This is a genomic window from Neobacillus drentensis NBRC 102427, assembly GCF_001591445.1.
GTDB classification, from domain to species: domain Bacteria; phylum Bacillota; class Bacilli; order Bacillales; family Cytobacillaceae; genus Neobacillus; species Neobacillus drentensis.
Genome location: NZ_BCUX01000044.1, coordinates 1 through 25,724, shown reverse-complemented (window position 1 = coordinate 25,724; position 25,724 = coordinate 1). Strand labels below are relative to the sequence as shown.

General features: G+C 39.7%; 24 protein-coding genes. 10 read left to right on the top strand and 14 right to left on the bottom strand.

What is annotated here, in order from left to right; genetic code table 11:
• Window positions 1–15: 15 nt before the first annotated feature.
• From BDR01S_RS18440 to BDR01S_RS18405, 8 genes are all read right to left on the bottom strand, one after another.
• On the bottom strand, window positions 16–807 hold the full coding sequence (locus BDR01S_RS18440) for a 2-keto-4-pentenoate hydratase (RefSeq protein WP_066250690.1): 792 nt from the start codon (window positions 805–807) through the stop codon (window positions 16–18).
• Between the two features lie 101 nt (window positions 808–908).
• Window positions 909–1,799, bottom strand: a complete 891-nt coding sequence (locus BDR01S_RS18435) for an alpha/beta fold hydrolase (protein ID WP_066250689.1) — start codon at window positions 1,797–1,799, stop codon at window positions 909–911.
• Window positions 1,800–1,908: 109 nt separating this feature from the next.
• Complete coding sequence (locus BDR01S_RS18430) at window positions 1,909–2,892, bottom strand: DODA-type extradiol aromatic ring-opening family dioxygenase (RefSeq protein ID WP_066250687.1); 984 nt, start codon at window positions 2,890–2,892, stop codon at window positions 1,909–1,911.
• A gap of 22 nt (window positions 2,893–2,914) precedes the next feature.
• On the bottom strand, window positions 2,915–3,730 hold the full coding sequence (locus BDR01S_RS18425; protein WP_066250685.1) for an FAD synthetase family protein: 816 nt from the start codon (window positions 3,728–3,730) through the stop codon (window positions 2,915–2,917).
• A 21-nt stretch (window positions 3,731–3,751) separates the two neighbouring features.
• Window positions 3,752–4,231 carry a flavin reductase family protein gene (locus BDR01S_RS18420; RefSeq protein WP_066250682.1) on the bottom strand — a complete coding sequence of 160 codons (480 nt, stop codon included), beginning with the start codon at window positions 4,229–4,231 and terminating at the stop codon, window positions 3,752–3,754.
• A gap of 66 nt (window positions 4,232–4,297) precedes the next feature.
• Window positions 4,298–5,482 carry an acyl-CoA dehydrogenase family protein gene (locus BDR01S_RS18415; RefSeq protein WP_066250679.1) on the bottom strand — a complete coding sequence of 395 codons (1,185 nt, stop codon included), beginning with the start codon at window positions 5,480–5,482 and terminating at the stop codon, window positions 4,298–4,300.
• Between the two features lie 283 nt (window positions 5,483–5,765).
• The gene (locus tag BDR01S_RS18410; RefSeq protein ID WP_066250676.1) at window positions 5,766–7,634 is read right to left on the bottom strand and encodes a V4R domain-containing protein; all 1,869 of its coding nucleotides are present in this window, start codon (window positions 7,632–7,634) and stop codon (window positions 5,766–5,768) included.
• Window positions 7,635–7,842: 208 nt separating this feature from the next.
• The gene (locus BDR01S_RS18405) at window positions 7,843–8,169 is read right to left on the bottom strand and encodes a winged helix-turn-helix transcriptional regulator (protein WP_066250674.1); all 327 of its coding nucleotides are present in this window, start codon (window positions 8,167–8,169) and stop codon (window positions 7,843–7,845) included.
• Window positions 8,170–8,431: 262 nt separating this feature from the next.
• Here BDR01S_RS18405 and BDR01S_RS18400 point away from each other — a divergent pair, with 262 nt between their 5' ends.
• Window positions 8,432–9,163 (top strand): GTP cyclohydrolase II, encoded by a 732-nt coding sequence (locus BDR01S_RS18400; RefSeq protein WP_066250672.1) that lies wholly within the window; start codon window positions 8,432–8,434, stop codon window positions 9,161–9,163.
• A 322-nt stretch (window positions 9,164–9,485) separates the two neighbouring features.
• On the opposite strand, the gene BDR01S_RS18395 is transcribed toward BDR01S_RS18400, so the two are convergent.
• The 4 genes from BDR01S_RS18395 to BDR01S_RS18380 all read right to left on the bottom strand — a co-directional run bounded on the left by BDR01S_RS18395 (window position 9,486) and on the right by BDR01S_RS18380 (window position 12,365).
• Entirely contained in the window at window positions 9,486–9,983 is a 498-nt protein-coding gene (locus BDR01S_RS18395; RefSeq protein ID WP_066250669.1) for a GreA/GreB family elongation factor, read from the bottom strand.
• Between the two features lie 492 nt (window positions 9,984–10,475).
• On the bottom strand, window positions 10,476–11,414 hold the full coding sequence (locus BDR01S_RS18390) for an FtsW/RodA/SpoVE family cell cycle protein (RefSeq protein WP_066250667.1): 939 nt from the start codon (window positions 11,412–11,414) through the stop codon (window positions 10,476–10,478).
• A gap of 7 nt (window positions 11,415–11,421) precedes the next feature.
• Entirely contained in the window at window positions 11,422–11,829 is a 408-nt protein-coding gene (locus BDR01S_RS18385; RefSeq protein ID WP_066250664.1) for a PadR family transcriptional regulator, read from the bottom strand.
• On the bottom strand, window positions 11,829–12,365 hold the full coding sequence (locus BDR01S_RS18380; RefSeq protein WP_066250661.1) for a sigma-70 family RNA polymerase sigma factor: 537 nt from the start codon (window positions 12,363–12,365) through the stop codon (window positions 11,829–11,831). Before BDR01S_RS18380 ends, BDR01S_RS18385 begins: the two co-directional genes overlap by 1 nt.
• 172 nt (window positions 12,366–12,537) lie before the next feature.
• Here BDR01S_RS18380 and BDR01S_RS18375 point away from each other — a divergent pair, with 172 nt between their 5' ends.
• Window positions 12,538–13,398 carry a metallophosphoesterase gene (locus BDR01S_RS18375; RefSeq protein ID WP_066250657.1) on the top strand — a complete coding sequence of 287 codons (861 nt, stop codon included), beginning with the start codon at window positions 12,538–12,540 and terminating at the stop codon, window positions 13,396–13,398.
• A 107-nt stretch (window positions 13,399–13,505) separates the two neighbouring features.
• Here the strand turns inward: BDR01S_RS18375 and BDR01S_RS18370 are convergent, their stop codons facing one another.
• On the bottom strand, window positions 13,506–16,553 hold the full coding sequence (locus BDR01S_RS18370) for an efflux RND transporter permease subunit (protein WP_066250654.1): 3,048 nt from the start codon (window positions 16,551–16,553) through the stop codon (window positions 13,506–13,508).
• Window positions 16,554–17,214: 661 nt separating this feature from the next.
• On the opposite strand from BDR01S_RS18370, the gene BDR01S_RS18365 reads away from it, so the two are divergent.
• On the top strand, window positions 17,215–18,717 hold the full coding sequence (locus BDR01S_RS18365; RefSeq protein WP_066250652.1) for a malate:quinone oxidoreductase: 1,503 nt from the start codon (window positions 17,215–17,217) through the stop codon (window positions 18,715–18,717).
• Between the two features lie 80 nt (window positions 18,718–18,797).
• Here the strand turns inward: BDR01S_RS18365 and BDR01S_RS18360 are convergent, their stop codons facing one another.
• Complete coding sequence (locus BDR01S_RS18360; RefSeq protein WP_066363295.1) at window positions 18,798–19,760, bottom strand: urea transporter; 963 nt, start codon at window positions 19,758–19,760, stop codon at window positions 18,798–18,800.
• Window positions 19,761–19,926: 166 nt separating this feature from the next.
• Here BDR01S_RS18360 and BDR01S_RS18355 point away from each other — a divergent pair, with 166 nt between their 5' ends.
• The 7 genes from BDR01S_RS18355 to BDR01S_RS18325 are packed head-to-tail and all read left to right on the top strand — an operon-like array spanning window position 19,927 to window position 24,893.
• On the top strand, window positions 19,927–20,229 hold the full coding sequence (locus BDR01S_RS18355) for an urease subunit gamma (RefSeq protein ID WP_066250648.1): 303 nt from the start codon (window positions 19,927–19,929) through the stop codon (window positions 20,227–20,229).
• A gap of 38 nt (window positions 20,230–20,267) precedes the next feature.
• Complete coding sequence (gene ureB / locus BDR01S_RS18350) at window positions 20,268–20,591, top strand: urease subunit beta (protein ID WP_066259655.1); 324 nt, start codon at window positions 20,268–20,270, stop codon at window positions 20,589–20,591.
• Entirely contained in the window at window positions 20,588–22,300 is a 1,713-nt protein-coding gene (gene ureC, locus BDR01S_RS18345) for an urease subunit alpha (RefSeq protein WP_066250645.1), read from the top strand. The genes ureB and ureC overlap by 4 nt, the downstream gene beginning before the upstream one ends.
• A gap of 10 nt (window positions 22,301–22,310) precedes the next feature.
• A complete protein-coding gene (ureE, locus tag BDR01S_RS18340; RefSeq protein WP_066250642.1) occupies window positions 22,311–22,766 on the top strand; it encodes an urease accessory protein UreE in 456 nt (151 codons plus the stop codon).
• Window positions 22,759–23,445, top strand: coding sequence for an urease accessory protein UreF (locus BDR01S_RS18335; RefSeq protein ID WP_066250640.1), 687 nt, complete (start codon window positions 22,759–22,761; stop codon window positions 23,443–23,445). The genes ureE and BDR01S_RS18335 overlap by 8 nt, the downstream gene beginning before the upstream one ends.
• A gap of 16 nt (window positions 23,446–23,461) precedes the next feature.
• Entirely contained in the window at window positions 23,462–24,073 is a 612-nt protein-coding gene (gene ureG / locus BDR01S_RS18330) for an urease accessory protein UreG (RefSeq protein ID WP_066250638.1), read from the top strand.
• A gap of 1 nt (window position 24,074) precedes the next feature.
• Entirely contained in the window at window positions 24,075–24,893 is an 819-nt protein-coding gene (locus BDR01S_RS18325; RefSeq protein WP_066250635.1) for an urease accessory protein UreD, read from the top strand.
• The last annotated feature ends 831 nt before the right edge of the window (window positions 24,894–25,724 follow it).

Below are 25,724 nucleotides of genomic sequence, written 5' to 3'. Positions count from 1 at the left end.
GATCCTTTTAGGTATTTACTTAAAGGTAACTTCCACCTTACCAATATGTGAAAATCCTGCAGTAAACCGATCCCCCTTTTCCGCCACCACGGCTGCAGATAGTGCCCCTGATAAAATCACTTCTCCTGCTTTCAGAACGACATTGTATTCGGATAACTTATTTGCCAGCCAGGCCACACATTTAGCAGGATGCCCGAGTACATCTGAACCATATCCTGTATTGATCAGGACACCATTTTTAAACAAATTCATTTCAATCGATGGCAAGTCGAGATCCGTTAAACTGAATCGCTCATCACCAATCACAAACAATCCGCTGGATGCATTATCAGCTATCGTGTCTGCTAAGGTAATCTTCCAGTCATTTATCCGGCTATCGACGATTTCTAAGGCTGGTGCGATATACTCTGTCGCCTCAAGGACATCCTCGATAGTTACAGAGGGACCCTTCAAATCCTTGCGGAGGACAAAGGCAATCTCCCCTTCCACCTTTGGCTGGAACAAGTCATCTAAATGGATGATTCCGTTATTACATACTTCCATGGAGTTCAATAAATGACCGTAATCCGGCTGGTCTACACCCAGCAACTGCTGCATGGCAACAGAGGTTAAACCAATTTTTTTCCCAACGATACGCTCGCCGCTCCCAACCTTCTCATTAATTGCGAGAAGTTGGACTTGATATGCCTCATCAACGGATAATTCTGGATATAAATCAGAAAGTGGTGTAATCGATTGCTTAGCAGCTTCTGCCTGCAGCAAAAGCTCATATACATGTTGAACACGATGAATGACTCGATTGCTCATAGAAAACACTCCTTTAACAAAAATAGAGAGCACTTTTTTCATAGATTCAAAATCATGTTAAACTACGAATCATTGAATAGCGCTCTCAAAGGTTGGTCTGATTATTTGGTTACGAATGCTGTTTCATCCTGTTTAGCGGCTTCTTTTCCGCTTTTTAATAAGAAGTCTATTAATACAGTGTTAAACTCTTCTGGTTTCTCCCATTGTGGCCAGTGTCCGGCGTCTTTGATGACAACCAACTCACTATTTGGAATCATATCCTGTATCGGTTTGGCTTCTTCAACGGTGGAAGTTGGATCGTGGTCTGTCCATGCTAACAATGTCGGAACATCGATTTTACCGCACCAAGATGGGTCCCAGCTGTACAGCTTTCTAATTTCAATATCCTGTAGGCAGACAATATGATGAACCGCTTCTTGATAAGAAGGCTGTGTATAGATTTTGTAACGAGATTCAATTAGTTCATCGGTAACTTGGCTCTTATCATACATTAACCATTCAAGTCTTGTTTTGACATTTTCATAGTTGGCTTCAAGAACCGCTTTTAATGTTGAATCCTTCAGCTTTTGCATAACTTCAGGTTTGTTATTAACATTTCCTGGCGTGTTTAACACCATTGCTTTCACATATTCCGGATACTCTGCCGCAAACCAGGCAGCGACCCAGCCTCCTAATGATTCCCCTGAAAGATATACCTTTGATAACCCTAATGCTTGAATAACGCCCAATAAATGATCACTATAATAATCTATTCCGTATTGGCAATCTGGTTTGGCTGTGTAGCCGTGTCCTACCATATCGATGCAAATCACTCGGAAATGCTCACTTAACCCTCGGATATTTCGGGCATATGCCTCAATATGACCACCGGTACCATGAAGCAAAATCAATGGCTCACCTGTTCCAGCTTCTAGGACTCTCGTTTTAATATCATTTGCATTAACATAATAAAGTTTATATTCCAAATCAGCTAAGTCTGTCCAAATTGTCATTTAAATCTCCCCCTTTTTATAAACATAATATATACATAGAAGTGTTTTACCTCTTCCACCACTGATGTTGCTGAAAATTCATTTTCGAGAGTGGTTCCCGCTGCCGACCTTAAATGGTTATTTTGTTTTCAGATGCTTGTTCAGGATGATTTTGCTCAACTGGCTGTCTAAACTGAACAATCGCCATACCTGTTACCCATTCTGGAATGGGCTCATAGCAAGCAACACTTGCCTCAAAGCTTTGCAATACACCAAGCAGGACCAGCCAGTTGCGAATTTCCTGTCCGCCGTTTCCTAAATGTTCCTCAATATAATCAGCACTCCAGTTTCTTAATGCCGGATAATCCTTTTCGGTAATCAAGCGTAAAAACTCTCGGTCTATTTGCTCGTTAACTGGACCAGATTTAATTCGTGTGACATTTGTTTCCCTTAATTTTAAATATTCATCAAGTTGGTCTATTTCCTGGCGGCCATTTTTCAACACCTGGATTAACGATTGATCCTCTGGTCTTTCACTCTCAATCTTTGGAATCGGCACCCAGTGAGATAAACCACCCGAAGCGACAATCGCCACCTTCAAATCGGTATCCCATGACTCAATCGCTTTACGGATCACTTCACCGACTTGGAAACAGCGGTCCATCGTTGGCAGCGGCGGCGCCGATGTATTTACAGCAATCGGCACCACTGGAATTTTCAAATCAGGATTTAAAAAATAAATTCCTTGTGTATGGCCGTGATCGACTTTCATTTTTAATGTAAAAGTAAAATCAAAATTGTTTTCCAAGCTTGTGTCAAGAATATGCTTGGCTAAATCTTGCTGAACAGGGATTTTGTATTTTGGCAGCTGCCAGTCTCCCCAGCCTTCGCACTCGCCAATCCCAATCGTAAACGATGGCATATGATCGTAAAAATAACTATTAAAATGATCATCAGATACCAATACAATCACATCGGCTTCAGTATCTTCGAGATACTGCTTCATTTCAGCCGTCGTTTGGAGAAAGCGTCGGCCTTTTTCTCCCCCTCCCTCTTCATTAGTCATGATCATCGGACTATGCGACATCGCAACCCCGGCAATAATTTTTGCCATTCGATCATCTCCTTTTTAGTTTTTAAGATATCCGTAGTTTCCTAGATTCATCGATTTGTTTCTTCCAGACAATTGCTAGTTTTCCTTTTAAAAACAAGGGAATATCATCCAAACATTTGAGTGTTGTGCCATCGTTCATAACGGTGACTTTTGTTGGGATTGAACCGCTCAGATTTTCTAGCTTAACTAGATATACGCCTGGACCTGGAAGCGTATAATACGGATACAGGATGAATTCCTCTCCATTCCATTCGCACTTTGTCTCATAGAAATGACCGAGTAGATCAGGCAGTTCTGCCACCCTCCCGTTTAATAGGCGTTCGCGAATACAAGTAGAACTGATTTTCTCGCCCCTAAGATCTACCTTTGCTACCTTCGTTACATCAATCCGGCCACTGGAGTCGTGCTTTAACCGATCCATATTTCCGGCACCACGAGCACCATAGGAGAAGTCAAATCCTGCGACTGCGTGAACGACACCTAGTCCATTCAAGTATTGCGCCACAAACTGTTCTGGCGATAATCCGGCAAACTCCTTATCAAATTCCACTATATAAAATGCTTCGACTCCCATACTCCGAAGTTTTGCCTCCTTTTCAGCAAGAGGCATTAAATAATGGACGTGAATTTTCCCATTAGATATAACAGTTTTCGGGTGAGGGAAGAAACTCATGACAGCTAGAGGTACCTGTTTTTCCTTTGCCTTTTGATATGCAGTGTGGATGACTGCACAATGTCCATGATGGAGACCGTCGAAACAACCAAGTGCCATCACATTTGGCCTCGCCTTTTTCTGCCATTCTGCCAAATTACTCCGGTTTACACGAATTGTCTCCATAACAGTCTCCTTTCATCTTCCTTAGATTGTCACAGGCTTAAGTTCTACTAGCGAACGGTACTTTCCATTATAAAAAACAAGTGGTTCGGCATCTTCAAGGTGAATATCCGTTACTTTGCCAATAAACAAAGTGTGATCCCCTTCCACATGTTCAGCTGATACTTCACATGCAACCTGTGCGACGGCACCAGATAATACCGGCTTTCCATCTAGGCGTTCAAAGGTTACTTCCTTGTGCTCTTTCAATTGTCCAGCGAAAATCATCGAAAGCTCTTCCTGGTCAGCAGCTAAGATGTTAACCGTGAAAATCTTACTTTCTTTGATCTTGTTTAGGATTTTTGCCTTTTCCCCGATGGATATAACCACAAGCTTTGGATCAAGCGATACGGACATGAACGCATTTGCAGTCATTCCGTGAATTTCTCCTTCTACTTCTGTTGTAATTACGGTTACTCCTGTAGCAAACTTACCCATTGCACTTCGAAACTGACGATCATCCATCCTTAAAAATCCTCCTGTAATAAAAGTTTCTGTTGAGCTGGTTATCTATGATTCATACTTACGAATTTATCCTCTCACTCCACTGTCAAAGCCAAATAAATCCTTACCGTATGCGGCAACCGCATCTTCGTATAAAGAGGTTTTATGTGTGGCAACCGCGATGACATCTCTTAAGAATAATTCCATTGTTCCGCCTTTATAAAGAGCGCCTCCACCTAAAGTTAACAGTGCTCTTACGGCAATATCCGTGCAAATCTTAATTGCTTTTGTACGAATCGCAAAAAATTCAGATGGAGGAGTGATACAGCCATCTTTTTCATAGTTTTCTAGCAGGTTAATATATTTGTCTAACAAAGCTTCAGCCAAGTGGAAATCTGTTGTCATTTCGGCTAATACACGCTGACTTCTTGGTGACTCACTTTCCCTTACACCATCCATTAAGCGTACACGTTTTTCAGTAAGCACTTTAAATTCCTTAAGGATCCGTTCTGCCCCACCCAGAGCCATGTAACCGAATCCCAAATAGAAGGAGGGAAAGAAGGGGACATGATAAAAAGGATAGTCTGTGTCATATTCTTCTACCGGTGGTCTTCTTGTAAGCTCCGCTTGATCTAAACGTAAAATCCGCTCCATTGGTACATATACCTGATCGGCAATAATTTGGTTGCTCCCTGATCCTCTTAACCCAAATGTATCCCAATTATGGATCACTTCCACCTCGGATGTTTTTAGCATGGGCAAACAATAGACAGGTTCTTCGCTATCAGGGAATTGAATCATAACCCCCACACCAACCCAATCACTATAATTGACGCCACTGACAAAACTCCACTTGCCACTGATGCGATAACCATCGCCATCCTGTTCTGCTTTTCCTAAGGCAGCAAAGATATCGCAAATTAATCCGCCCTGATGAATGATTTCGTCTGCACCTTTTTCTGGAAGAAAAGCTGGAAGCATATTGTGAAGCGGATAAAGATAGGTCAGCCAAGCAGCTGAAATATTGTAATTGGCCACCTTACGAACGACCTTAGCAAACGTTTTCAAATCTGCCTGTGGACCGCCATATTTTTTTGGAAGCATCATCCGTGAAATCTGTGTTTCTTGGATGAGGTTCACCACATTTTGTGATATCGACGCATTTTTCTCTGCTTCTGGCGCTTCTTGTTCTGCCAATTTTCCGATTCGTTCCGCTCCGGCTAGTAAATCTTCAACTGTAACATCTTCCCCTTTTAATACTAAACTTGCCATCGTTCTACACCCCTTTAAGTTTTAGTAGATAAAATTGTTGTGAAAAATAATAGGTTATGGACAAACGTCCGTTGGTAAATTTTGTTGACATCGCTTTCATTTGCATTTGAACTAGGTTTTTACTATTTGAACCTTGTAAATAAAGTTTATATAATTTGGAATTTTCGTACTAGAGCAAAAAATGTCTATGTTTCTTATTTTACTAGACAAAATTTGTTCATCACAGAGAAATCAGCGGTTAAAAAAGGCAGAAGAAAAACCACCCGGCTCCATCCGGATGGCTCTAATCTAATGTGAGTTCCCCTACCGCAATCAACGATTTGATAATCAGTAGTAATTGATGCATTTCTTCTGAATCGCGAAGGTCTTTTTCTAATAAGCTTTCGATCCGACTGATCCTATGCCGGAGCCCACTCATCGATAAAGCCAAATCACTCATCGTTTGCTCAAGCTTCCCCCCGTTCAATAAAAAACTATACAAGGTTTTTAGAAGCTCGAGGATTTTTGGATCGGTCATGTTATATAGAGGTCCTAATTCTTGTTCAGCAATCAGTTTAATCCCGCTGATATTTTTCGAGTTAATCAGTACCCCGACGATTCCTAAGGATTGGAACGGGACGATATGCTTCTTAACTGCTAATCGTAAAGCAATGGTTGCTTCCTCGTAACATCTGGATGCTTGGCTTATATCATCCTCTAAGTGGCTGATACCGCATTTAAAATGACTTTGTGGGAATTTTTTCAGCAGATAATCGAGGTATTCTTTAATCACTTCATAAATTGCTTTCTTTTGAATCGTTTCATTGGTAATCAATAACACCATATTGCCATCTCGGTGTCCAACCAAGATATTATGCTTTTTCTCATTGAAATACTGAAAGGTCGTTTCAAATATCTGTTCCTGCAGAAGAAAGTCATCTTCAATCGAATGTTGGTTTTTTTTATATTCCACTAACGATAGATAATATTTCTGTTCAAGATCTACACCCGTATATTTCCCACGATTGATAATCTCATTTGTAGACAGCCTGCCCTCTATTATTTGTTCAAGAAAATTCCCCTTCATTCTCTCAAACGTTTCTACTTTTGTTTTCTCATTTAAGAGAATAAGTGAGGCTGCATTGGCAAATCGGTCTAAAAACAAATAATCCTCTTCGTGATGATGATTTTCCATTTCATCATAAAGTAAGGAACAATAACCGATTACTTCCTTTTGTAAAAGGATTGGAGTGATGAGACGTTCTTGAATCGAAGTTTTGATTACCTTTTTTCTAAAAGGTAAAAGTGACTTCGTGCTTAATCGATTTTCTTGAAGATAAACTTCCATATCGTCTCGATAATCCAAAAATTGTTCACATGATATCCCTGAATAGGTAATCGTCCGATGTAACGTATCTTCAACGATAATGGGGATTTGAATCATTTTATATACCATATCAGTTAGGGTTTGTAAATCTCTGCCATTAATAATCTCTTCTGTCAATTTGCTTTGAAAATCGGCCAAGCGAGTAACAACATTTTTTTGATCCAATAATTGATCATAGGTTAATTCAAGTTCTTTTACAATCGGTGTTTCATTATAATAATCGAGTTCATGCTCATCTTGAAGTTCCTTTTCCCAAACCTTTTTGGGCTTCATCACCCAACGGCACTCCGAATCGCCCTTCCCCACACAAGTAATTTCTCTTGACAGAAGCGGTTCTCCAAAGATCGTTGTCATAAAACCGCTTGCAAACCCGCTCAATGTGTGACAAACCGGACCATTGGATACTCCGAGATGCTTTATATGCTCCTCCGCCTCATAAGAATCAATCCATGTACCAAATGAAAAGAAAGAATGGATCCGGCGTTGTTCATCTAATTCATAAGAGCATTCATGTTTAATGCCTCTTATATGCCCATTTTGAATGTGGAGAATCGGCCCATGTTTAATGAGATTTTCTAGTGAGGATTCGGTTTGCACCGCTTCACTGGCAATTTTGACACCCATTTCCCAGCCATAATGAAATAAAAATCCCTTGATCCTCTTAATGCCAATATTCTTTGCCAGTTGCTGCCTGAGAATCCCGAAAACGGATGCAGATGTAACAATCTTACGGTCACCTACAACTACCTCATGGCTATAACTCTCCTCCGAAACTTTGACACACATGCTAACACATCCTGTTTTCATGATTGATCAATAATTTGATATTTGTTCTATAAGCTAATAAGTAAATGCATTCCTAATAAGAAAGCGCAAACATTCTACTTCTTATTTTAATTCAAAAATTTATATAGTTCAAAATATTAAATGTATGTAAAAAAAATAGCCAGCCTTTGCTCAGGTGACGTACCGAGCAAAAGCTGCCTAAAATCATTTATAATGAATCGGATTCAACTGGAACCCAGGTTTGCGACCATTTTTCAATTTCTTTCACGATGGGCTCTAAGGCAAGTCCCTTTTCTGTAAGGGAATACTCAATTCGGACGGGCGTTTCCGGAAACACCACACGTTTAACAATCCCATGGTTCTCTAAATCCTTTAATCGCTCTGAAAGGACCCTTCCACTGAGCCCAATCGAAGATTCTAAGGCGCAGAAGCGTTTCGGCCCTGATAGCAGCTGATAAATGACTAATCCTGTCCAACGCTGGCTCATCATCCCCATCGCTTTTTGAAATCGAGGACACATGACAGACTCATCCATTGTTCTTTCCCCTCCTCGGGCAGTGCATTTAACACTATAATCACTTTGTAAATCTATTTTAATTGACACAAATAAGTTTTAAAAATATAATTACTTACATAAAGTAACTAACTAATTAATATTTAGTAACTATAAATAGTTTACTTTAACTATTTGTGGTTCGTCAATACATCACCTAGAAGATTGACTTATAAAAAGCCCAACGGTGTGATCCAACAGAAACAATGGCTGCCGTAAAAATATAAATTGGGGGGAATTCAAAGTGGAACCAATACAAGTTCAAGCAGATGTTCTTTCTGTTTTAGAGGATAAAATCAAATTGATAAAAAAAGGCGAAGAAGCGATTTACTTAGTCGGCCCGATCAAACTTCCGATCAATTTATACGGAGAAACGGTTGAATTTAAATGGTACAGCTGGCTAAAGAGTGAAAATGTCACAGAAGATTTCCAGCAAGTCATTGATCAATTATCTTCTGCGAATTTAGCGGAATTTCAACAGTCAAGTGTGCTTGTCTATGGGGATTTCGAATACGGTGCGGATGCCTTAATCCGAATGCATTCGATTTGTCATACGGGGGATATTTTCGGAAGCAAACGCTGTGATTGCGGCTTTCAGCTCAAACAATCGATGAAAATGATTGCCGAGCATGGAACCGGAGCATTATTTTATTTAGCCAATCATGAAGGCAGAGGAATCGGCTTATTTAGTAAAGCGATGGCTTATATTCTTCAAGAAAATGGCTACGATACGGTTGATGCCAATGAGGGACTTGGTTTCCCGGATGATTCAAGGAATTACGATGAGGCCATCGAAGTTCTTAAAGCATTAAGAACCAAACCCGTCACCCTCATTACAAACAATCCCAAAAAACTAAAAGCCTTAAAAGCAGCTGGTGCCCACGTCTCCGGGCGGACTCCTCTATGGGGCGATGTCTCCGAGTATAATGAAAAGTACTTGCAGACAAAGGTAAAAAAATCCGGACATATGGCGTAGGGTCCTTACCTATCATTTTTGCCACACAGTTCTCCCTAGAGAGTTGTGTGGCTATTTTGTTGTATGGGTAACTACTTCTATAGGAATTCAACTAGGCTCAAACCGTGATTTTTATTACTTTACATTCTAACCGAGATAGGAGGGGTTATGAAAGAATAAATTTATTTTGAAAAACGCCACACAGTACTCCCTTAGAGAGCTGTGTGGCGCTTTTGTTGTTTGGAAAACTTAACGATTCATCCCCCGTCATCACTGTTGAGATTGAGAATCATGTTATTAGTTAGGATGTCTTGCAAATTCATTTTATTGGCGGTCTATCTAACTATATCTCTTTAGCGGAAATGTCTTCAAAACAGCCATTCAAGCCACTTTTGTCTAGCTCTAAAAGGTGCCCAACAAACGAGATTTCTTTAATCGTTACCAGAAGTTCTCCGGTTGGAATTTTCAGCGATATCCTTTCACCGATATTCTTAAAAAGAAGCTGCCTGCCTACAGGAGATAAAAAGGAAATAAAACCACGATCCGGATCAATTTGTTCCGGGAAACAAATGACAAGATCCTCTGTTTCGCTTTCCCCATCGTACAATACCGTAACCTTTGTCCCTATAAACACTTTTGGAAAAAGGGAAATAAAATTGTTATTTTTATTTACTTTTAATAAGTCCTCAACTTCTAACACGTATATATTAAAAAAGTGTTTTAATCGTTCTTGTATAGGGGTTGAAGAGATATAAAGATCCGTTAATTCCTTGATGTTTTCATCAATATATTCTAACTGCTGAACGAAGTATTCTTTACTTTGATGGAAACTATGGTTCATAGTAGATAACCCCCAAGCTTGGATTATACCTACTGCAAAACTTCATTGAATTTTTCATTGTTAACTCCTCCTTAATAAAGAAATAAACCTTCGGTACATGAAATCAAATACGCAAAGGTTACACTGGCGTTATCTGTATTTCAGTACAATAAGGGAGGACAATGCTCCTTTATCTTTTTGAAGGTATTAGAACTAATCTTACCATATATACACAGGAAAATCTTGGGGCATATTTTTTGAATGCTTATTGGCTGCGTTAGTTTTTTATTTTCACAAATACATGGAGGATGAAGGACAAAATTCGCTGCAGATTGAGAGGATTTGTCCTTCATAAGCGGTATGAAAGACAAAAAAGCTGCAGAATCAAAAGTTTTGTCCTTCATAAGCGGTATGAAAGACAATAGTCGCTGCAGAATCAAAGGATTTGTCCTTCATATGCGGTATGAAAGACAAAAATCGCTGCGAAATCAAATGATTTGTCCTTCATACCGGTCAATTGGTATGAGCCACAGGAATAAATTCTTTGTTCATGGGGTGACCAAACCAGCCTGCAGTTGATAAAAGTTCTTTCATACGTATGATCATAAATCCTGGTCCATCCGAATATTTTTCAGGGTTTAAGTAGGCCAACAATCGATCTTTTTGATAAAAACCTAAAAACTTCCATGAAATAATGGTCACGAACAAGAAACAACTAACGAATACTCCCCAGATTGATAGAACCATTTTCCGACTAAACTGACTCCACCAAAGCATCGAAAATACCATGATGGTGTATATGTAGGTAGTTGAAATACTTGGTACTGTAAAAAGTAAAATAAATGGCAGGAAGAACAATACAATAAACTGCCAGACCCTCAACCTCTTATTATTAAAAAATGATGCCCAGGCCAAGAAGAAGAATGGCAGCGACATGATGCTTTCAATGGTTAACGGACCAATCCTAAGAAGTGGAAGTCCATTAATCGTGATGTTTGAAAATAGTCTTAACACCAATAGAATCAAAGCTCCAATTGAATAAAATAACCAGCCTTGTTTTTTAAACTTCCTATAATCCATTAGCATCATCCCTAAAGCAGCCGCACAGCTGATTAGAGTAATGATGACTTTAGAAACCAATAAATATTCTCCCATATCACCAATCGAAAAAATTGGTAAAAATCCAAGACCAAAAATTGTCATTAACAGGATCACAAGGACCCAATCGACCCTTGGCCGATGGAGCTTATTCAGCTGCTGACCCAATTTAATCGGGCTTCCCATTTGTTCTACCGCTTTTTCCTCCGCCTCAGTTCCTGTCAACCCCTTTTCTACCCATACCTTTTTCGCTTCTTTTAAGTGAAAGCTCAATTCAGAGGCAACATATTTCTTGGCTTCCTTCGATTTGATTTGAGCGATGACTTCATTTAAAAAGACGTGTTTTTTGTTCACTATTGCCTCACCTCTCAAATAATTCTTTCAATACCAATTGTTTTTTGTTTTGTTTTTTTTCTGTCTTTCTCAACACTTTTCGGCCTTTGTCTGTTAATTGATAATACTTCGCCTCATCTTCCGTCCAGCTTGATTGTATAGATCCAGACTGTTCTAATTGATGTAAAAGAGAGTATAGAAAGCCTTCGTTATCCTCAAATTTTTGAATACCTCTTCCCCGCAACAGTTTCACTAATTCAAAGCCTGTTTTTTCATGGACAAGTAGCTGCATTACTGCTAGCAGAATGTCCTCATCATTTTCTGCTTGTTGATTAATTTTTCCAAGGATGTTTCTTCGATGCTTCTCTGTAAAATTCAATTGAGTAAACACCCGTTGATCCATAGACTTTTTTAAATTCTTTAAACGCTCCTCCATCACAATTCCTCCAATCGTTCCTTCAGAAGTTCCTTAGCACGTCTGAGCCTAGTTTTCACTGTGCTATCGCCCACTTCAGTTAGTACAGCAATTTCCTTAATGGGCAATTCCTCATAATAATAGAGATAAATGACTTCTCGATATTTAATAGGAAGCATCATAATGGCAGAAATCAATTGATCATCCTCTTGTCTTTGGATGACCGTTTGCTCCACCATATCTTTTTTCGTCGTGTTGTTTAACGGTTCGTCCTCTGTTATGACAACGTTCTTGGTGTACCAGCTTTTTAGAAAATCCTTGCAATGATTGATGGCGATCCTCCACAACCATGTTCTTAATTTCGATTTACCACTATATGTATGGAGTCCTTTATAACACTTAACAAATATATCCTGAGTCAGGTCTTCTGCTATCGCGCGATTATTTACATATGAAAAAACTAGCCGGAGAACTTCCTGTCCATACCGATTCATCATTTCATCTATAATTACTTCTTTATCCTCTGTATCTATCACGTCTAAAGTCATTTCTTCCACAACCATCCCTCCTTCCTATATCATAGACGATATTCACCTATAGAAAGTTTTTAAAAATATTTGTATTTTTACTACAGCAATCTCTGCTTGCTATTTTCATTAGGAAGAATATGTTAATATGAATTAAGCATCACAATAAATGTAAGCAGGTCCAAAAGTCTAAGGTGGCAAAATGATGAAAAAGGTTAATAAGAGATTGCTATATTCTTTATTAGGACTAATTTTGCTAGGATTCTATTTCTATTTTCAAAACAATTCAATTGTAACAACTGAGTATGACTTTAGTTCCAATAAGATTCCAGAGGACTTTAATGGATACAAAATTGTTCAGTTGTCTGACCTACACAGCAAATCGTTTGGAGACCAACAAAATGGTTTAATTAAGAAAGTGGACAAGGTGAAACCCAATCTAATTGTATTTACTGGTGATTTGGTCGATTCGAAGAAATATAACGAAAGAAATAGTCTTTTGTTAATGGAGAAATTAGTTCAAATTGCTCCAGTTTATTATGTAACAGGAAACCACGAATGGTGGTCTGGAAAATTTAATGTATTAGAAGGTAAATTGAAAAATGCAGGCGTCCATGTTATGAGGAATACTGCTGTTGAACTAAACAAGGACAATGGCAAAATTCATCTTTTAGGAATTGATGACCCATCAAAAACAATTGAATCCTTTACAGAACAATCGATAATTGAAGAGGAATTAAGAAACACATCTAAAGAAATTGAAGATAACAAAAATGTTAAAATATTATTATCCCATCGACCAGAATTATTATCCTTGTATTCAAACTTTAAAGTTGATTTGGTATTTTCCGGCCATGCTCATGGTGGACAATTCAGGATCCCTTTTGTGGGAGGTTTAGTTGCCCCAGATCAAGGGTTATTCCCGAAATATACTTCTGGAAAGCATGTTTTAGAAAATACAACGATGATTGTAAATAGAGGACTGGGGAATAGTATTATTCCTATAAGGATCTTTAATCGTCCAGAAATAGTTGTCGTGACTTTGAAAAGGGCAAATACCTAAGGGTTCAATAAGGTGAAAAATTCATATAAAGTATTGATCACAAAAAAACAGCAAACCTAGATTTGCTGTTTTTTGTGTTATTTAACTATTAAATTTCCTTTTTGCCTTTATAAAGAAAACTCGTTATGATTTTCATCTGTCATTTTCTTAGCCTCATTTTGTCTCTGTTTTTTCGCTTTTCGAAAATGAAACAGTTCGTAGAACGTTGGAATGACAATCAGTGTCAATAAGGTAGACACAATCAGTCCAAAAATAACTACGACGGCGAGTCCTTTGGATACCAGGTTCATGCTCATGGCCGATTCATGCGCAAAAAGAAGCGGAACCATGGCGAATACGGTAGCGAGTGCCGTCATCAATATTGGACGAAGACGGACCGTCCCTGCTTCCATAATCGCTTCCCGAATGGTCATATTTTCTTCGTTATGACGGATTCGGTCGACCAAGACGATGGCATTCGTCACGACGATCCCGACAAGCATCAGCATGCCAATTCCAGAAGAGATATCAATGCCCGATTTTGATACGACGAGTCCTAATAGCGAACCAATCGCGGCAAGCGGCAGGGAAAGCAAGATCGCGAAGCTGGCACGGAATGATTTTAGAGTGATTAATAGAATCATGAAGACAATTCCGATTGAGAACATGGCGAGCTTCGCAAGTTCCATTAAATCATCAGTAGACTGCATCGAACTTCCTGTCAATTCAGCGCTTGTTTCATCCCCGAAAGTCTTGTCTTTTTCCCATGTTAGTAATTGTTTGTTAATTTCTCCGGCCACGTTGACCATTTTCTTCGGATCAACCGTTGCGTTCACTTGAAGATAGTGTTGACCGTCTTTGGAATAAAGGGTTCCTGGCTGGTTGACCTGTTCAATTTTTGCCACTTTTGACAACAATACAGGACCGTCTGGTGTAAAGATTTCTAAGTTTTCCAAGTCGTTTGAGGTACTAATTTCCTTTAACGCACCGAGTTTCACCATCGTGGTCCGCCCGTCGATCTTCATGCTGCCGATCACAGCCGGCTTCAGCATCGCTTGAAGAGAGCCGGAAATTTCCTCGGCGTTTGCGACTTTCGAATCGACGATAATGTTTACCTTTGGTTTCTTGTCTGCATCATTACTTTCCACTTTTTGAACACCTTTAATAGTGTTTAATTTTTTTAAAATGATATTGGCTGCTTTTTTAATATCGGCATCGTTTTTACCAAGCACATCCACCGATACAGTGGTTTTGTTTTCACCCATGAGCCCAGCTGTATTCGCGGTTAACTCAGCCGTAGGGAATTGATCTTTTGTTTTCCTTAATGCTTGTGCGATCTTAGCGGAATCGGCGCCTTCCTTCAAAAACACCATGAACTGAACTTGATTTCCGTCCTGAAGCTCCCCAAACTGAGCTGCATCGGCATTGTTGCCGACTTGAACAATGTTATTTGTCACGCCTTTTTGCTTTGCAAGAATCGTTTCCATCTTGGAAAGACCATCTTGAATGTCAGCAAATTTCGCCCCGTTTGGATACTTTAATAGAACGGAAAGATAGGCACTGTCTTTTTGGTCTACCGATCCTTTTGGAATCATCGCGAATAACCCGACAGCTCCGATGACCACAACCACCGACAGGACAATCGGCAGCCATTTATGGTTCAAAGACCAACGAAGAACCGAAGGATAAAAGCTTCTTGGTTTGTGCTCTTTTGTTTTGACCTTTTTCATCAATCGGCCGCTCAGTGCAGGCACAACGGTTAAGGCCACAAGGAGTGAAGACAGAAGAGAGCAGGTAATGGTAATCGCAAACGGCGCGATTAAATCTCGTAAACTGCCAGATGCCAATGTCATTGGAAGAAACACGGCGACCGTCGTAAGCGTAGACGACGTAATCGCAGCCGCCACTTCCTTTACCGCATCGATGATAAAGGACGGTGTCAGTTGATTTCCTTGTTTTCTTCGGAAGATATTTTCCACGACGACGATACTATCGTCCACGAGTCGTCCGACGGATACGGCGATCCCGCCTAGCGTCAGAATATTGAGAGTGACACCAAAGAAGGATAATAAAATCATCGTAATACATAGAGAAAGCGGTATGCTGATAATCGTAATTAAAGTCATCCGGAAGCTTTTCAGGAACAGCCAGATAATCAAAGTGGCAAATAAGGCTCCTGTCAGTACTTCTCTCGTCATCGAATTTATCGAATTCAGAACCGTATCGGCTAAGTTAATAAATACCGTTGCGGTTAATGTGCCTTTATAGTCATGGTTAATATCCTTTGCTAGCTCTGCCACTTCCTTACCAAGGGTCACAGCATTGCTGGTTGAATCTTTCTGGACGACGATTTCAATAAAACTTTTTCCGTTCATATGCGTAATACTGGTGGTATCTTTCTCAAGCGACACATCCGCAACATCTTTCAGTTTAGTACCTTTGTTTAACTGAAGGTTTTGAATGTCTTCGAGACTTTCTAATTTTCCTGTCACGATGATGCTGGTTTCTTGGTCATTTAGGGTTTGTTCACCGATGGCAACCGATGCATTTTTTCCCTTTAGGACGGTATATAGTTTTTCAAGAGGATATTGGGCAGCGGCAAGTTTAGCTGCATCGACTTTAATCGAGACCTGCTGATTTTTACCACCATAGGTGATTACGTTTCCGACCCCTTTAACGTCTTTGAACAGTGGAAGGATCTCGTTGTCGACGAGGTTCAGCTCGCTATTTCCGATTTCTTTATCGAATGTGAGCCCTAAGTATACAACCGGAATTTGCGATGTATTGAGGAGCACAACGTACGGTTTCATGACTCCATTTGGCAGATTGACCATTGCGATGTTGTCTTGAATCTGCTGCCTGGCTTCTTTCAGATTCGTGTCCGATTCAAATGTCACCGTCATCTGAGAAAAGTTATTGCCCGTTTCAGCAACTACATTTCGTTTCCCTTTGATCCCGGTTAACACCTTTTCAATCGGCTGCGTGACCTGTTCGTCCATACTGACCGCGTCCATGCCATTACCTACTACCGAAATGGTAATAAACGGCTGGTCTGCTGAAGGCATGAGCTCCATCGGGATCCGGGTATAACTGAAAATGCCGAAGATAATTGAGGCAATCACGGAAAAAACAAGCGCCGGCCTGTTCCGCAATGCCCATCTGGTAAACCATGTCATAAATAAACCTCCAAACATACAAAATTGTCAAACTAGTAAGATTATACCATCTTATACCAGGTATTCAATCGCAAAAATGTTAAAATTTACAAAAAATTATTAAACACATCGTAAATCATATATCCTATAACGTATGAAAAATAAACGGAGAAATTCCGTTTAAATTGGGAAATACCCATATTTCCCTATAAATAAGGGGAGTTTTTCCGCTTATGTCATCCAAATCCTTGGATTTTGTCTTATTTAGAGCAGTTAATCGGAATATCTCCGCTTATATCCGCTTCTTAAGGTTCCCCTAAATACATTAGCAGGAAATTCTCCGCCTATGAATTCTCATAATGAGTAAAATCCGTAATTCGCAATCAGAAGAATTAGCAATTTAAATTAAGTATGCTGCCCTAATACCCATTAAAATTATGGTTAAAATAGGCTAAAAAGAATATTCAAAGTCTATCCCTCCACATTGTAACTCTTGTGGACAGACTTCCCACTTTAAAAAAATTTGAAATTGTCATATAATAGAGATATTTTAATATATAAATAATCTTAATACAGTGAATATGGTTATAAATAAGACAGAAAAGGTGTGTGACTAGGTCGGCCTTTGGTTGGTGTGATACCTACATCTTTTCTGCAAATTCCTGAGAAAAGGTTGATAAAAATGAACTATAGTGAAACTAAGACGGACGTCATATTAATTGGTGCCGGAATCATGAGTGCTACTTTAGGGACACTCTTGAAAGAATTAGTACCGGAATGGGACATTACAGTTTTTGAAAAGCTCGCTAACGCTGGAGAGGAAAGCTCCAACGAATGGAATAATGCAGGAACGGGGCATGCGGCACTGTGCGAGCTTAACTACACCGTCGAAAAACCGGGCGGTTCGATAGATATTAGCAAAGCTATCAATATTAATGAACAGTTTCAGGTTTCTATGCAGTTTTGGTCATATCTAGTAAACAGCAATCTACTACGTAATCCGCAGGACTTTATCAAACAGTTGCCTCATATGAGTTTAGTAGAAGGGGAACAAAATGTATCATTTTTGAAAAAACGTTTTAAAGCGCTGTCAAATAATCCCCTATTCCAAGGGATGGAATATTCCGATGACCATGATAAATTGATAGATTGGATTCCGCTGATTATGGAAGGTCGTACTTTAAAGGAACCGATAGCTGCTACAAAAGTCGATTCTGGAACGGATGTTAACTTTGGTGCTTTAACGCGTATGTTGTTTGACCACTTAGAGAGTAAAAATGTCGAGATAAACTACAATCATAGTGTTAATGATATATCCCGTACGAGCGATGGCTTGTGGGAATTGAAAGTGCAGAATCAATTTAGTGGCAAGATCGAACGCCATACCGCCAAATTCGTCTTTATCGGGGGCGGTGGAGGAAGCCTGCATTTACTTCAAAAATCCGGGGTTCCTGAAGGAAAACATATCGGAGGATTCCCAGTAAGCGGACTATTTATGGTATGTAACAACCCAGAAGTAGTCTCGCAACATCATGCCAAAGTATACGGCAAAGCTAAGGTTGGCGCACCACCGATGTCAGTTCCGCATCTTGACACAAGATTTATCGACAATAAAAAATCGTTGCTATTTGGACCATTTGCCGGCTTCACACCTAAGTTCTTAAAAATGGGTTCCATGTTAGATTTAGTCACCTCCGTCAAACCGAATAATGTCTTAACGATGATGGCGGCAGGCGCAAAAGAGTTGTCATTGACGAAATACCTGATTCAACAAGTCATGTTGACAAAAGAACAGCGCATGGAAGAATTACGTGAGTTTATCCCGACCGCCAAAGCTGAGGATTGGGATTTAGTCGTAGCGGGCCAGCGTGTCCAAGTGATTAAGGATACGGAAGCCGGCGGCAAAGGAACGCTTCAATTTGGGACAGAAGTGATTACCGCCGCTGATGGTTCGATTGCTGCCTTACTAGGTGCTTCCCCAGGTGCTTCTACTGCTGTTCACGTAATGCTTGAGGTAATCAAAAGATCCTTCCCGCAACATTTGAAAGAATGGGAAGCGAAAATCAAAGAAATGATTCCTTCTTACGGCATCTCACTAATGGAAAATCAAGAACTTCTCCACGAAGTTCATACTTCAACAGCAGTGACGCTTGGTCTAAGCGAAAAAGAGCCGGTCTTTAGTTAACTATAAAACACCTCCGAAATGTTACATTGTAACAAGTACATTTATCGGAGGTGTTTTTTTCGTGGGCAAAACATATGTAATTATAATGTTGGCAAAACTTTTCTCGCCCCTAAAAAAAGCCAAGTACTAAGGACAAAGGGCATCGTTAGGGCAGGAAGTCCATATGGTAAAAGCCAGGTACTGGTACTAGCAGTAAGCGGGACTGTTAAACAAGCAGCTACAATCCCTGAAATACTCTTAAAACGATTCTCTTCCGTGCTAAATACAGTTGCTACTGCCATACATGCCAATATGGCATTATAGCCATATAGCCCCATTATAATTAATGAGTGTTCTCCTCCAAGCCCGTAAGCTGTAAACAAAGCAACCGCATTTCCTACTACAGCATAAAGACCGAGTCTCCATCCTGCCCAAAATACAGCAATAAACAGCAACACGCCAGATAGGGTATGATCCAGAAAAAATACTTGTCCTATTCCATTAAAAATTCCCTCCGTCCAATTTACCTCTCCCTCAATATCCAGTTGCCAGTGCGATAAACTTTGAGGTACTAAGGTGTTACTTAATTGGAATACTTTTAATCGGTAAGAAACTAATAGCATAAACCAGGTCAGGACGATAAAAGGGAAAGTAAGAATAGGAAGTGCAGCATTTTTCATAAAATGGACCATCATTGCTGCAAAGATGGCCGCAATAACTGCCCCTCCTAAAGCAATAATCCACTGAGAAGGTCCAGTTAAAAATAATGTAAGGGCAATGCCTGTTAACACAGAATTATACCCGTATAAACCGGAATCTACACTTTTTTCATTTGCCCCTCCTATTTTTCCGATTAATGTACCGATCATAGAAGACAAAAAAGCAATAATTCCTAATTGATAAGAAGCAATAGTAATAGCGATTAGAATAAGAACACCAGAAACAACATTCTCAATAAAGATGACTTGAGAGATCCCTTTCAGCGATGCCAAAATAATTGAAGGAAATTTCCTCTTTGATAAGTAAGCCTTCTCTGGCAAATAAACACTATTGTCTTTTAGCATCGACACACTTCCTTAAAAAAATTTCTAAATTAATAAATAAAAGATTAAATCCACTCTATTTGGAAAGGCTATTTATGTTTGCTTTTCTAAAAGATGACTACATCTTAGTATTTTCTTAATTAAGAAATATACATTTGGTAATTATATGAAAAAGAGGAGGCCCACCATGCAATTATTACCTCGTGAGATTGATAAGCTCATGATTGTCGTTGCCGCGGATCTAGCTAAAAGGCGAAAAGAAAGAGGCTTAAAATTAAATTACCCTGAAGCTGTTGCATTGATTACTTATGAAGTACTGGAAGGTGCAAGGGATGGAAAAACGGTTGCTGAATTGATGGAATTTGGCGCAACCATCTTGTCTCGCGAAGATGTCATGAATGGCATTCCAGATATCATTGACGATATTCAAGTAGAAGCTACATTTCCTGATGGAACTAAACTAGTAACTGTACATGATCCAATTCGATAAGAATGAACAGGAGGCCTAACTTTATGGAACATATTGAAATGGAACCAGGGCAGCTATTTTTAAAGGAAGAAGATATTATTTGTAATGCTGGAAGAACGACATCAACAATTTCTGTAACCAACACCGGAGACCGTCCCATCCAAATCGGGTCTCATTTTCACTTTTATGAAGTAAATGAATCCCTCCAATTTAATAGAGAAGAAGGGTTCGGGAAACGCTTGAACATTCCATCAGGTGCTGCCGTTCGCTTTGAACCTGGCGATGAGAAAGAAGTAGAATTGGTTCCTTATGGTGGAGAACGCCGCGTATATGGATTTAACAATAAAACAGATGGTTCCATTGAAAGAGGGTCTAATCAATGAGCTTTAAAATGACGAGAAAACAATATGCCGAAATGTACGGACCCACAGCTGGTGATTCCATTCGTTTAGCTGATACGAACTTAATAATTCAAATTGAAAAAGACCTAACAACTTACGGCGAGGAAGTTGTTTTTGGCGGCGGGAAAGTCATTCGCGATGGGATGGGGCAGCATCCCCTGGTCACTCGTGGAGATGGGATTCCGGATGTGGTAATTACCAATGTTGTTATTTTGGATTATACCGGAATTTATAAAGCTGATATTGGTATTCGTGATGGGGTCATTGCTGCAATTGGAAAAGCAGGAAATCCATTAGTCATGGATGGTGTCGATATTGTGATTGGAGCCTCCACTGAAATTATTGCCGGTGAGGGAATGATTGTGACGGCCGGTGGTATTGATACGCATGTTCACTTTATTAATCCTGCTCAAGTTGATACAGCTCTTACTTCAGGTGTGACCACTCTGATTGGAGGAGGAACCGGCCCAACTGCAGGGTCCAGAGCAACAACCGTTTCTCCTGGTGAATGGAATATTCATCGGATGCTCGAAGCGGCTGAAGGATTGCCGATTAACGTAGGCTTTACTGGGAAAGGCCAAGCTGCAGCAGAAGAACCGCTTGCGGAGCAAGTACGTGCAGGTGCCATTGGGCTAAAAGTTCATGAAGACTGGGGAGCTACTTCTTCAGCTATTGACTATTCACTCCGAGTGGCTGACAAATTTGATGTACAAGTAGCCCTTCATGCCGATACCTTGAATGAAGGGGGATTTGTAGAAAATACAATGGCAGCCATTAAAGATCGGGTTATACACATGTACCATACGGAAGGTGCAGGCGGTGGCCACGCTCCCGATTTAATCAAATCGGCTGGATACATGAATGTTCTCCCTTCTTCTACGAATCCAACCTTGCCTTATACCGTGAATACGATTGATGAACATCTAGACATGCTGATGGTTTGCCACCATTTGAACCCTGCTGTACCAGAGGATATCGCTTTTGCTGATTCCCGAATTAGAAAGGAAACAATTGCAGCAGAAGATATCCTTCAAGATATGGGCGTATTTAGTATGGTCAGCTCAGATGCACAAGCAATGGGACGGATTGGGGAAGTTATCTTACGTACATGGCAGACTGCAGATAAAATGAAAAAGCAAAGAGGAACCATGCAAGGAGACAGCGAGTATTCAGATAATAACCGCGTAAAGCGTTATATTGCCAAATTCACCATTAATCCGGCGATTACGCATGGTATTTCTGATCATGTTGGTTCAATAGAAGTAGGGAAAATTGCTGATCTCGTGCTCTGGAATCCAGCGTTTTTCGGTGTGAAACCTGAACTCATTTTAAAAAATGGCTTTATTGTTCAAGCCTTAATGGGTGATGCCAATGCATCCATTCCAACACCACAGCCTATTATTTATCGACCGATGTATGCATCATTAGGGAAAGCCTTGTCTAAAAGCTCGATTACCTTTATCTCTCAAGCAGCCTTTGATGGCAAAGTACATGAGAAATTGGGATTGGAAAAGATCATTCTCCCTGTTCACGGAATTCGAAAATTAACAAAAAAGGATATGAAGCTAAATTCCGAAACTCCTGAAATTACTGTAGATCCCCAAACATATGAAGTAAAAGTAAATGGGGAACTGATTACCTGTGATCCTGTTTCTGAAGTACCAATGGGACAACGTTATTTCTTATTTTGAGGTGAAAACAATGATTGTTGAAAATATTGTAACGAATATAGAAGAAATGGAAATGGAAGAACTTTTAAAACGACATAAGGAAAAGGTCTATCTAGAAAGTTCCGATTTAGTGAAACGAATTCAGCGAGTGACAACAGACCACGGCAAAGAAATAGGGATTCGACTAAAAAATCCACGTGATCTTGTGGCTGGTGATGTTTTATTTATGGATGAAAAAAATATGATTATTGTGGATGTTCTTTCAGATGATGTACTCGTTATTAGCCCGCGTTCCTTGAAGGAAATGGGGGCGATTGCTCATCAATTGGGAAATCGCCATCTTCCAGCGCAATTTGAAGAGGATGACATGCTAGTACAATATGACTACCTAGTGGAAGAATTGCTGCAAGAGTTGCAAATCCCTTTTAAACGCGAAGATAGGAAAGTAAAGCAAGCATTCCGGCATATCGGTCATAGTCATGATTGATAACACACTGTCTTTGTTTCAACTTTGTGATTCTAACTTTCCAACAGGTGCATTTAGTCATTCCTATGGCTTAGAGAGTTATATTCAAGGAAATATCGTACACGATCAAGCCACGTTTGCCCAGTGGCTCCAAGTTTATTTAAATGAGCAGCTCGTCTATTCAGATGGGCTGGCCACTCGTCTCGTCTATGAATCATTAGAAAATAACGAGATGGAAAAGGTTTGGAAAATCGATCGAATGTTAATGGTTCAGAATTTACCACGAGAAACACGGGATGGTTCACAGCGAATGGGTGAACGGATGCTAAATCTTGTGGAAAATCTATATCAGAATCCATTACTTGCCCAATATAGAGAACGAATCCATCAAAAGCAATCTTTTGGACACCCAGCTATCGTGTTTACGATGATTGGTCATCATCTTGGCGTTTCCCAAGAGAACACGACGCTCTATTATTTATACTCTACCGTGTCAAGTCTAGTTCAAAATGCGGTACGGGCCATTCCGTTAGGTCAAACAGCCGGGCAAAAAACGATTCAGGAGTTCCAAGCTACTTTAGCCAAAGCAACCGAAAAAATTCAAGTTTTGGATGAAGAGGATTTTGGAATTGTGTCTCCAGGTTTAGAATTAGCGCAAATGATGCATGAACGTGTCAATATTCGTATTTTTATGTCTTAAGAAAGGACGTGTTGAAATGGAACCGATAAAAATTGGTGTAGGCGGTCCTGTTGGAGCAGGAAAAACATTGTTAATTGAGAAGATTACCCGAGATTTAGATGGAGAAATTAGCATGGCAGTTGTGACAAATGATATTTATACAAAGGAAGATGCTAAATTCCTTATGCAAAATGGAGTTCTACCTTCTGATCGCATCATCGGTGTGGAAACAGGAGGATGCCCTCATACAGCAATCCGCGAAGATGCTTCCATGAATTTTGCTGCTATCGATGAATTAAAAGAGAAACATCCGGATGTTGAACTAATTTTTGTTGAAAGCGGTGGAGATAATCTTGCGGCCACATTTAGCCCGGAGCTAGTTGATTTTTCTATCTATATCATTGATGTAGCCCAAGGTGAGAAAATCCCAAGAAAAGGCGGTCAGGGAATGATTAAGTCTGATTTATTTATTATTAATAAAACAGATTTAGCTCCCTTTGTTGGCGCAAGCTTGGAAGTAATGGAATCAGATACAAAGTCTTTTCGTGGCGATAAACCGTTTTTCTTTACAAATTTAAAAAATAATTCGGGGCTTGATGAAGTCATCAACTGGATCAAGCAGGACACTCTTTTAAAGGGATTGGCTTAGAATGACAGGCTGGACCGGCGAATTACGTTTAGCTGTTGAAAATCGAAAAGGAAAGACAGTTGCAAAAAATGTATTTTTCCAGGGCGCATTGAAAGTAATGCGCCCTATTTATCACAACGACTCGGGACAAGTCTGCTATTATATTTTAAATCCTGGGGGTGGCTATTTAGACGGTGATCGATACCGCATACAAATTGCATTAGAGAAACAGGCTAGACTTACATTAACAACACAGTCTGCTACGAAAGTGTATAGAACCCCTCATACACATGCCTATCAGGAAACGGAAATCTTTTTGAAGAATGGCAGCTTTTTGGAGTATACTCCCGATCCTTTGATTGCCTATCGCCAAGCGCGCTACAAACAAAAAAATGTCATTCATATGGAGAAAGGCGCTACGTTTCTTTATTCAGATATCATTACACCAGGCTGGTCTCCAGATGGACAAAGATTTAGCTACGACCGGCTTCAATTAATGAATGAAATCTACATGGACAATGAACTGGTGGCCTATGATCATATTAAGATAAGTCCAGCAGACTATAATATGGAAACGATTGGCTTTATGGAGGGATTTTCTCATCTAGGTTCCATGCTGGTTATCGGGGAACAAACCACCCCTGAGCTACTGGATCGGTTATATCATGTGATCCAATCAGATACCAATAAAGTTGGCTTATCCCAGTTATCTGTTAAAGGATTTACCGTACGGGTTTTAGCAAACTCAACTCAGGAAATTGAAAGAATATTCAAGAATGTCCATCATATGATTAGTCACGAATGGTTTGATACAACCCCAAGCTTTCTTAGAAAATATTAAAGTGTTAGAGGTTGGATTCAGTATTCAACAAGTAAAAATGGTGCCTGACACCAAGTGTGTTCAGAATACATACCGTTATGAAGGACAATTCTCTTGCTCTTGAGGCGATTTTTGTCCTTCATACCGCTTATGAAGGACAATTCTCTTGTTCCTAAGGCGATTTTTGTCCTTCATACCGCCTATGAAGGACAATTCTCTTGCACCTAAGGCGAATTTTGTCTTTCATTCTGCTTGTGATAGATATCCCTAAAGATATCTCGAGTTCGAGATAAGTAATAATAATTAATTCATTTCCTGTCTGTTTTAACTGCTGTAACAACCATAGATGCGCCAGTCATTACGGAATCCTTTGTTTTCAAATGAAGTATCCTTATTTCACTCCTAGTATTTAATATTTTTGTTCACAAATTCTACACACTTAGTATAACTCTTAAGTTTATGCGAGTAAAATGAATAATTGGAATACCAACCATGCGTTTTTTTCATAGAACGAAGATAACATTCAGAACCCACGGGGAGGCTTCTAACAGAGTTTACTTGTGAGGTGCAAAACGGTTAATCACAAACCTAATCCATAGCAAATCACATAAATTTCAGAGCACATTTCACAGTAAAAAAGGCTTAGAGATGCAAATATCTCTAAGCCTTTTTTAAAATTTTCTTGTTTTCACGAAAGCACCCGTAAATTGTACAAGTTCATTAGACGCTAAAGCGAGTTTGATAAATAAGCATATAAATTCCTCTTATTTTGGTAAGAGCACTGAAAATTGCTTAAATAGACGGAAGGATTCCGACTATTGACTCGAGAAACATGAAAATGGGTCATTTTGC

Excerpts from the sequence above, each read along its gene's own strand:
- BDR01S_RS18410 (WP_066250676.1), bottom strand. The coding sequence starts at position 7,634 with ATGTGTGTCAAAGTTTCGGAGGAGAGTTATAGCCATGAGGTAGTTGTA.
- BDR01S_RS18325 (WP_066250635.1), top strand. The coding sequence starts at position 24,075 with ATGACAGGCTGGACCGGCGAATTACGTTTAGCTGTTGAAAATCGAAAA.
- BDR01S_RS18440 (WP_066250690.1), bottom strand. The coding sequence starts at position 807 with ATGAGCAATCGAGTCATTCATCGTGTTCAACATGTATATGAGCTTTTG.
- BDR01S_RS18375 (WP_066250657.1), top strand. The coding sequence starts at position 12,538 with ATGATGAAAAAGGTTAATAAGAGATTGCTATATTCTTTATTAGGACTA.
- BDR01S_RS18360 (WP_066363295.1), bottom strand. The coding sequence starts at position 19,760 with ATGCTAAAAGACAATAGTGTTTATTTGCCAGAGAAGGCTTACTTATCA.
- BDR01S_RS18355 (WP_066250648.1), top strand. The coding sequence starts at position 19,927 with ATGCAATTATTACCTCGTGAGATTGATAAGCTCATGATTGTCGTTGCC.
- BDR01S_RS18395 (WP_066250669.1), bottom strand. The coding sequence starts at position 9,983 with ATGAACCATAGTTTCCATCAAAGTAAAGAATACTTCGTTCAGCAGTTA.
- BDR01S_RS18430 (WP_066250687.1), bottom strand. The coding sequence starts at position 2,892 with ATGGCAAAAATTATTGCCGGGGTTGCGATGTCGCATAGTCCGATGATC.
- ureG (WP_066250638.1), top strand. The coding sequence starts at position 23,462 with ATGGAACCGATAAAAATTGGTGTAGGCGGTCCTGTTGGAGCAGGAAAA.
- BDR01S_RS18425 (WP_066250685.1), bottom strand. The coding sequence starts at position 3,730 with ATGGAGACAATTCGTGTAAACCGGAGTAATTTGGCAGAATGGCAGAAA.
- BDR01S_RS18335 (WP_066250640.1), top strand. The coding sequence starts at position 22,759 with ATGATTGATAACACACTGTCTTTGTTTCAACTTTGTGATTCTAACTTT.
- ureC (WP_066250645.1), top strand. The coding sequence starts at position 20,588 with ATGAGCTTTAAAATGACGAGAAAACAATATGCCGAAATGTACGGACCC.
- BDR01S_RS18435 (WP_066250689.1), bottom strand. The coding sequence starts at position 1,799 with ATGACAATTTGGACAGACTTAGCTGATTTGGAATATAAACTTTATTAT.
- BDR01S_RS18365 (WP_066250652.1), top strand. The coding sequence starts at position 17,215 with ATGAACTATAGTGAAACTAAGACGGACGTCATATTAATTGGTGCCGGA.
- ureB (WP_066259655.1), top strand. The coding sequence starts at position 20,268 with ATGGAACCAGGGCAGCTATTTTTAAAGGAAGAAGATATTATTTGTAAT.
- BDR01S_RS18370 (WP_066250654.1), bottom strand. The coding sequence starts at position 16,553 with ATGACATGGTTTACCAGATGGGCATTGCGGAACAGGCCGGCGCTTGTT.
- BDR01S_RS18415 (WP_066250679.1), bottom strand. The coding sequence starts at position 5,482 with ATGGCAAGTTTAGTATTAAAAGGGGAAGATGTTACAGTTGAAGATTTA.
- BDR01S_RS18385 (WP_066250664.1), bottom strand. The coding sequence starts at position 11,829 with ATGGAGGAGCGTTTAAAGAATTTAAAAAAGTCTATGGATCAACGGGTG.
- BDR01S_RS18405 (WP_066250674.1), bottom strand. The coding sequence starts at position 8,169 with ATGGATGAGTCTGTCATGTGTCCTCGATTTCAAAAAGCGATGGGGATG.
- BDR01S_RS18420 (WP_066250682.1), bottom strand. The coding sequence starts at position 4,231 with ATGGATGATCGTCAGTTTCGAAGTGCAATGGGTAAGTTTGCTACAGGA.
- ureE (WP_066250642.1), top strand. The coding sequence starts at position 22,311 with ATGATTGTTGAAAATATTGTAACGAATATAGAAGAAATGGAAATGGAA.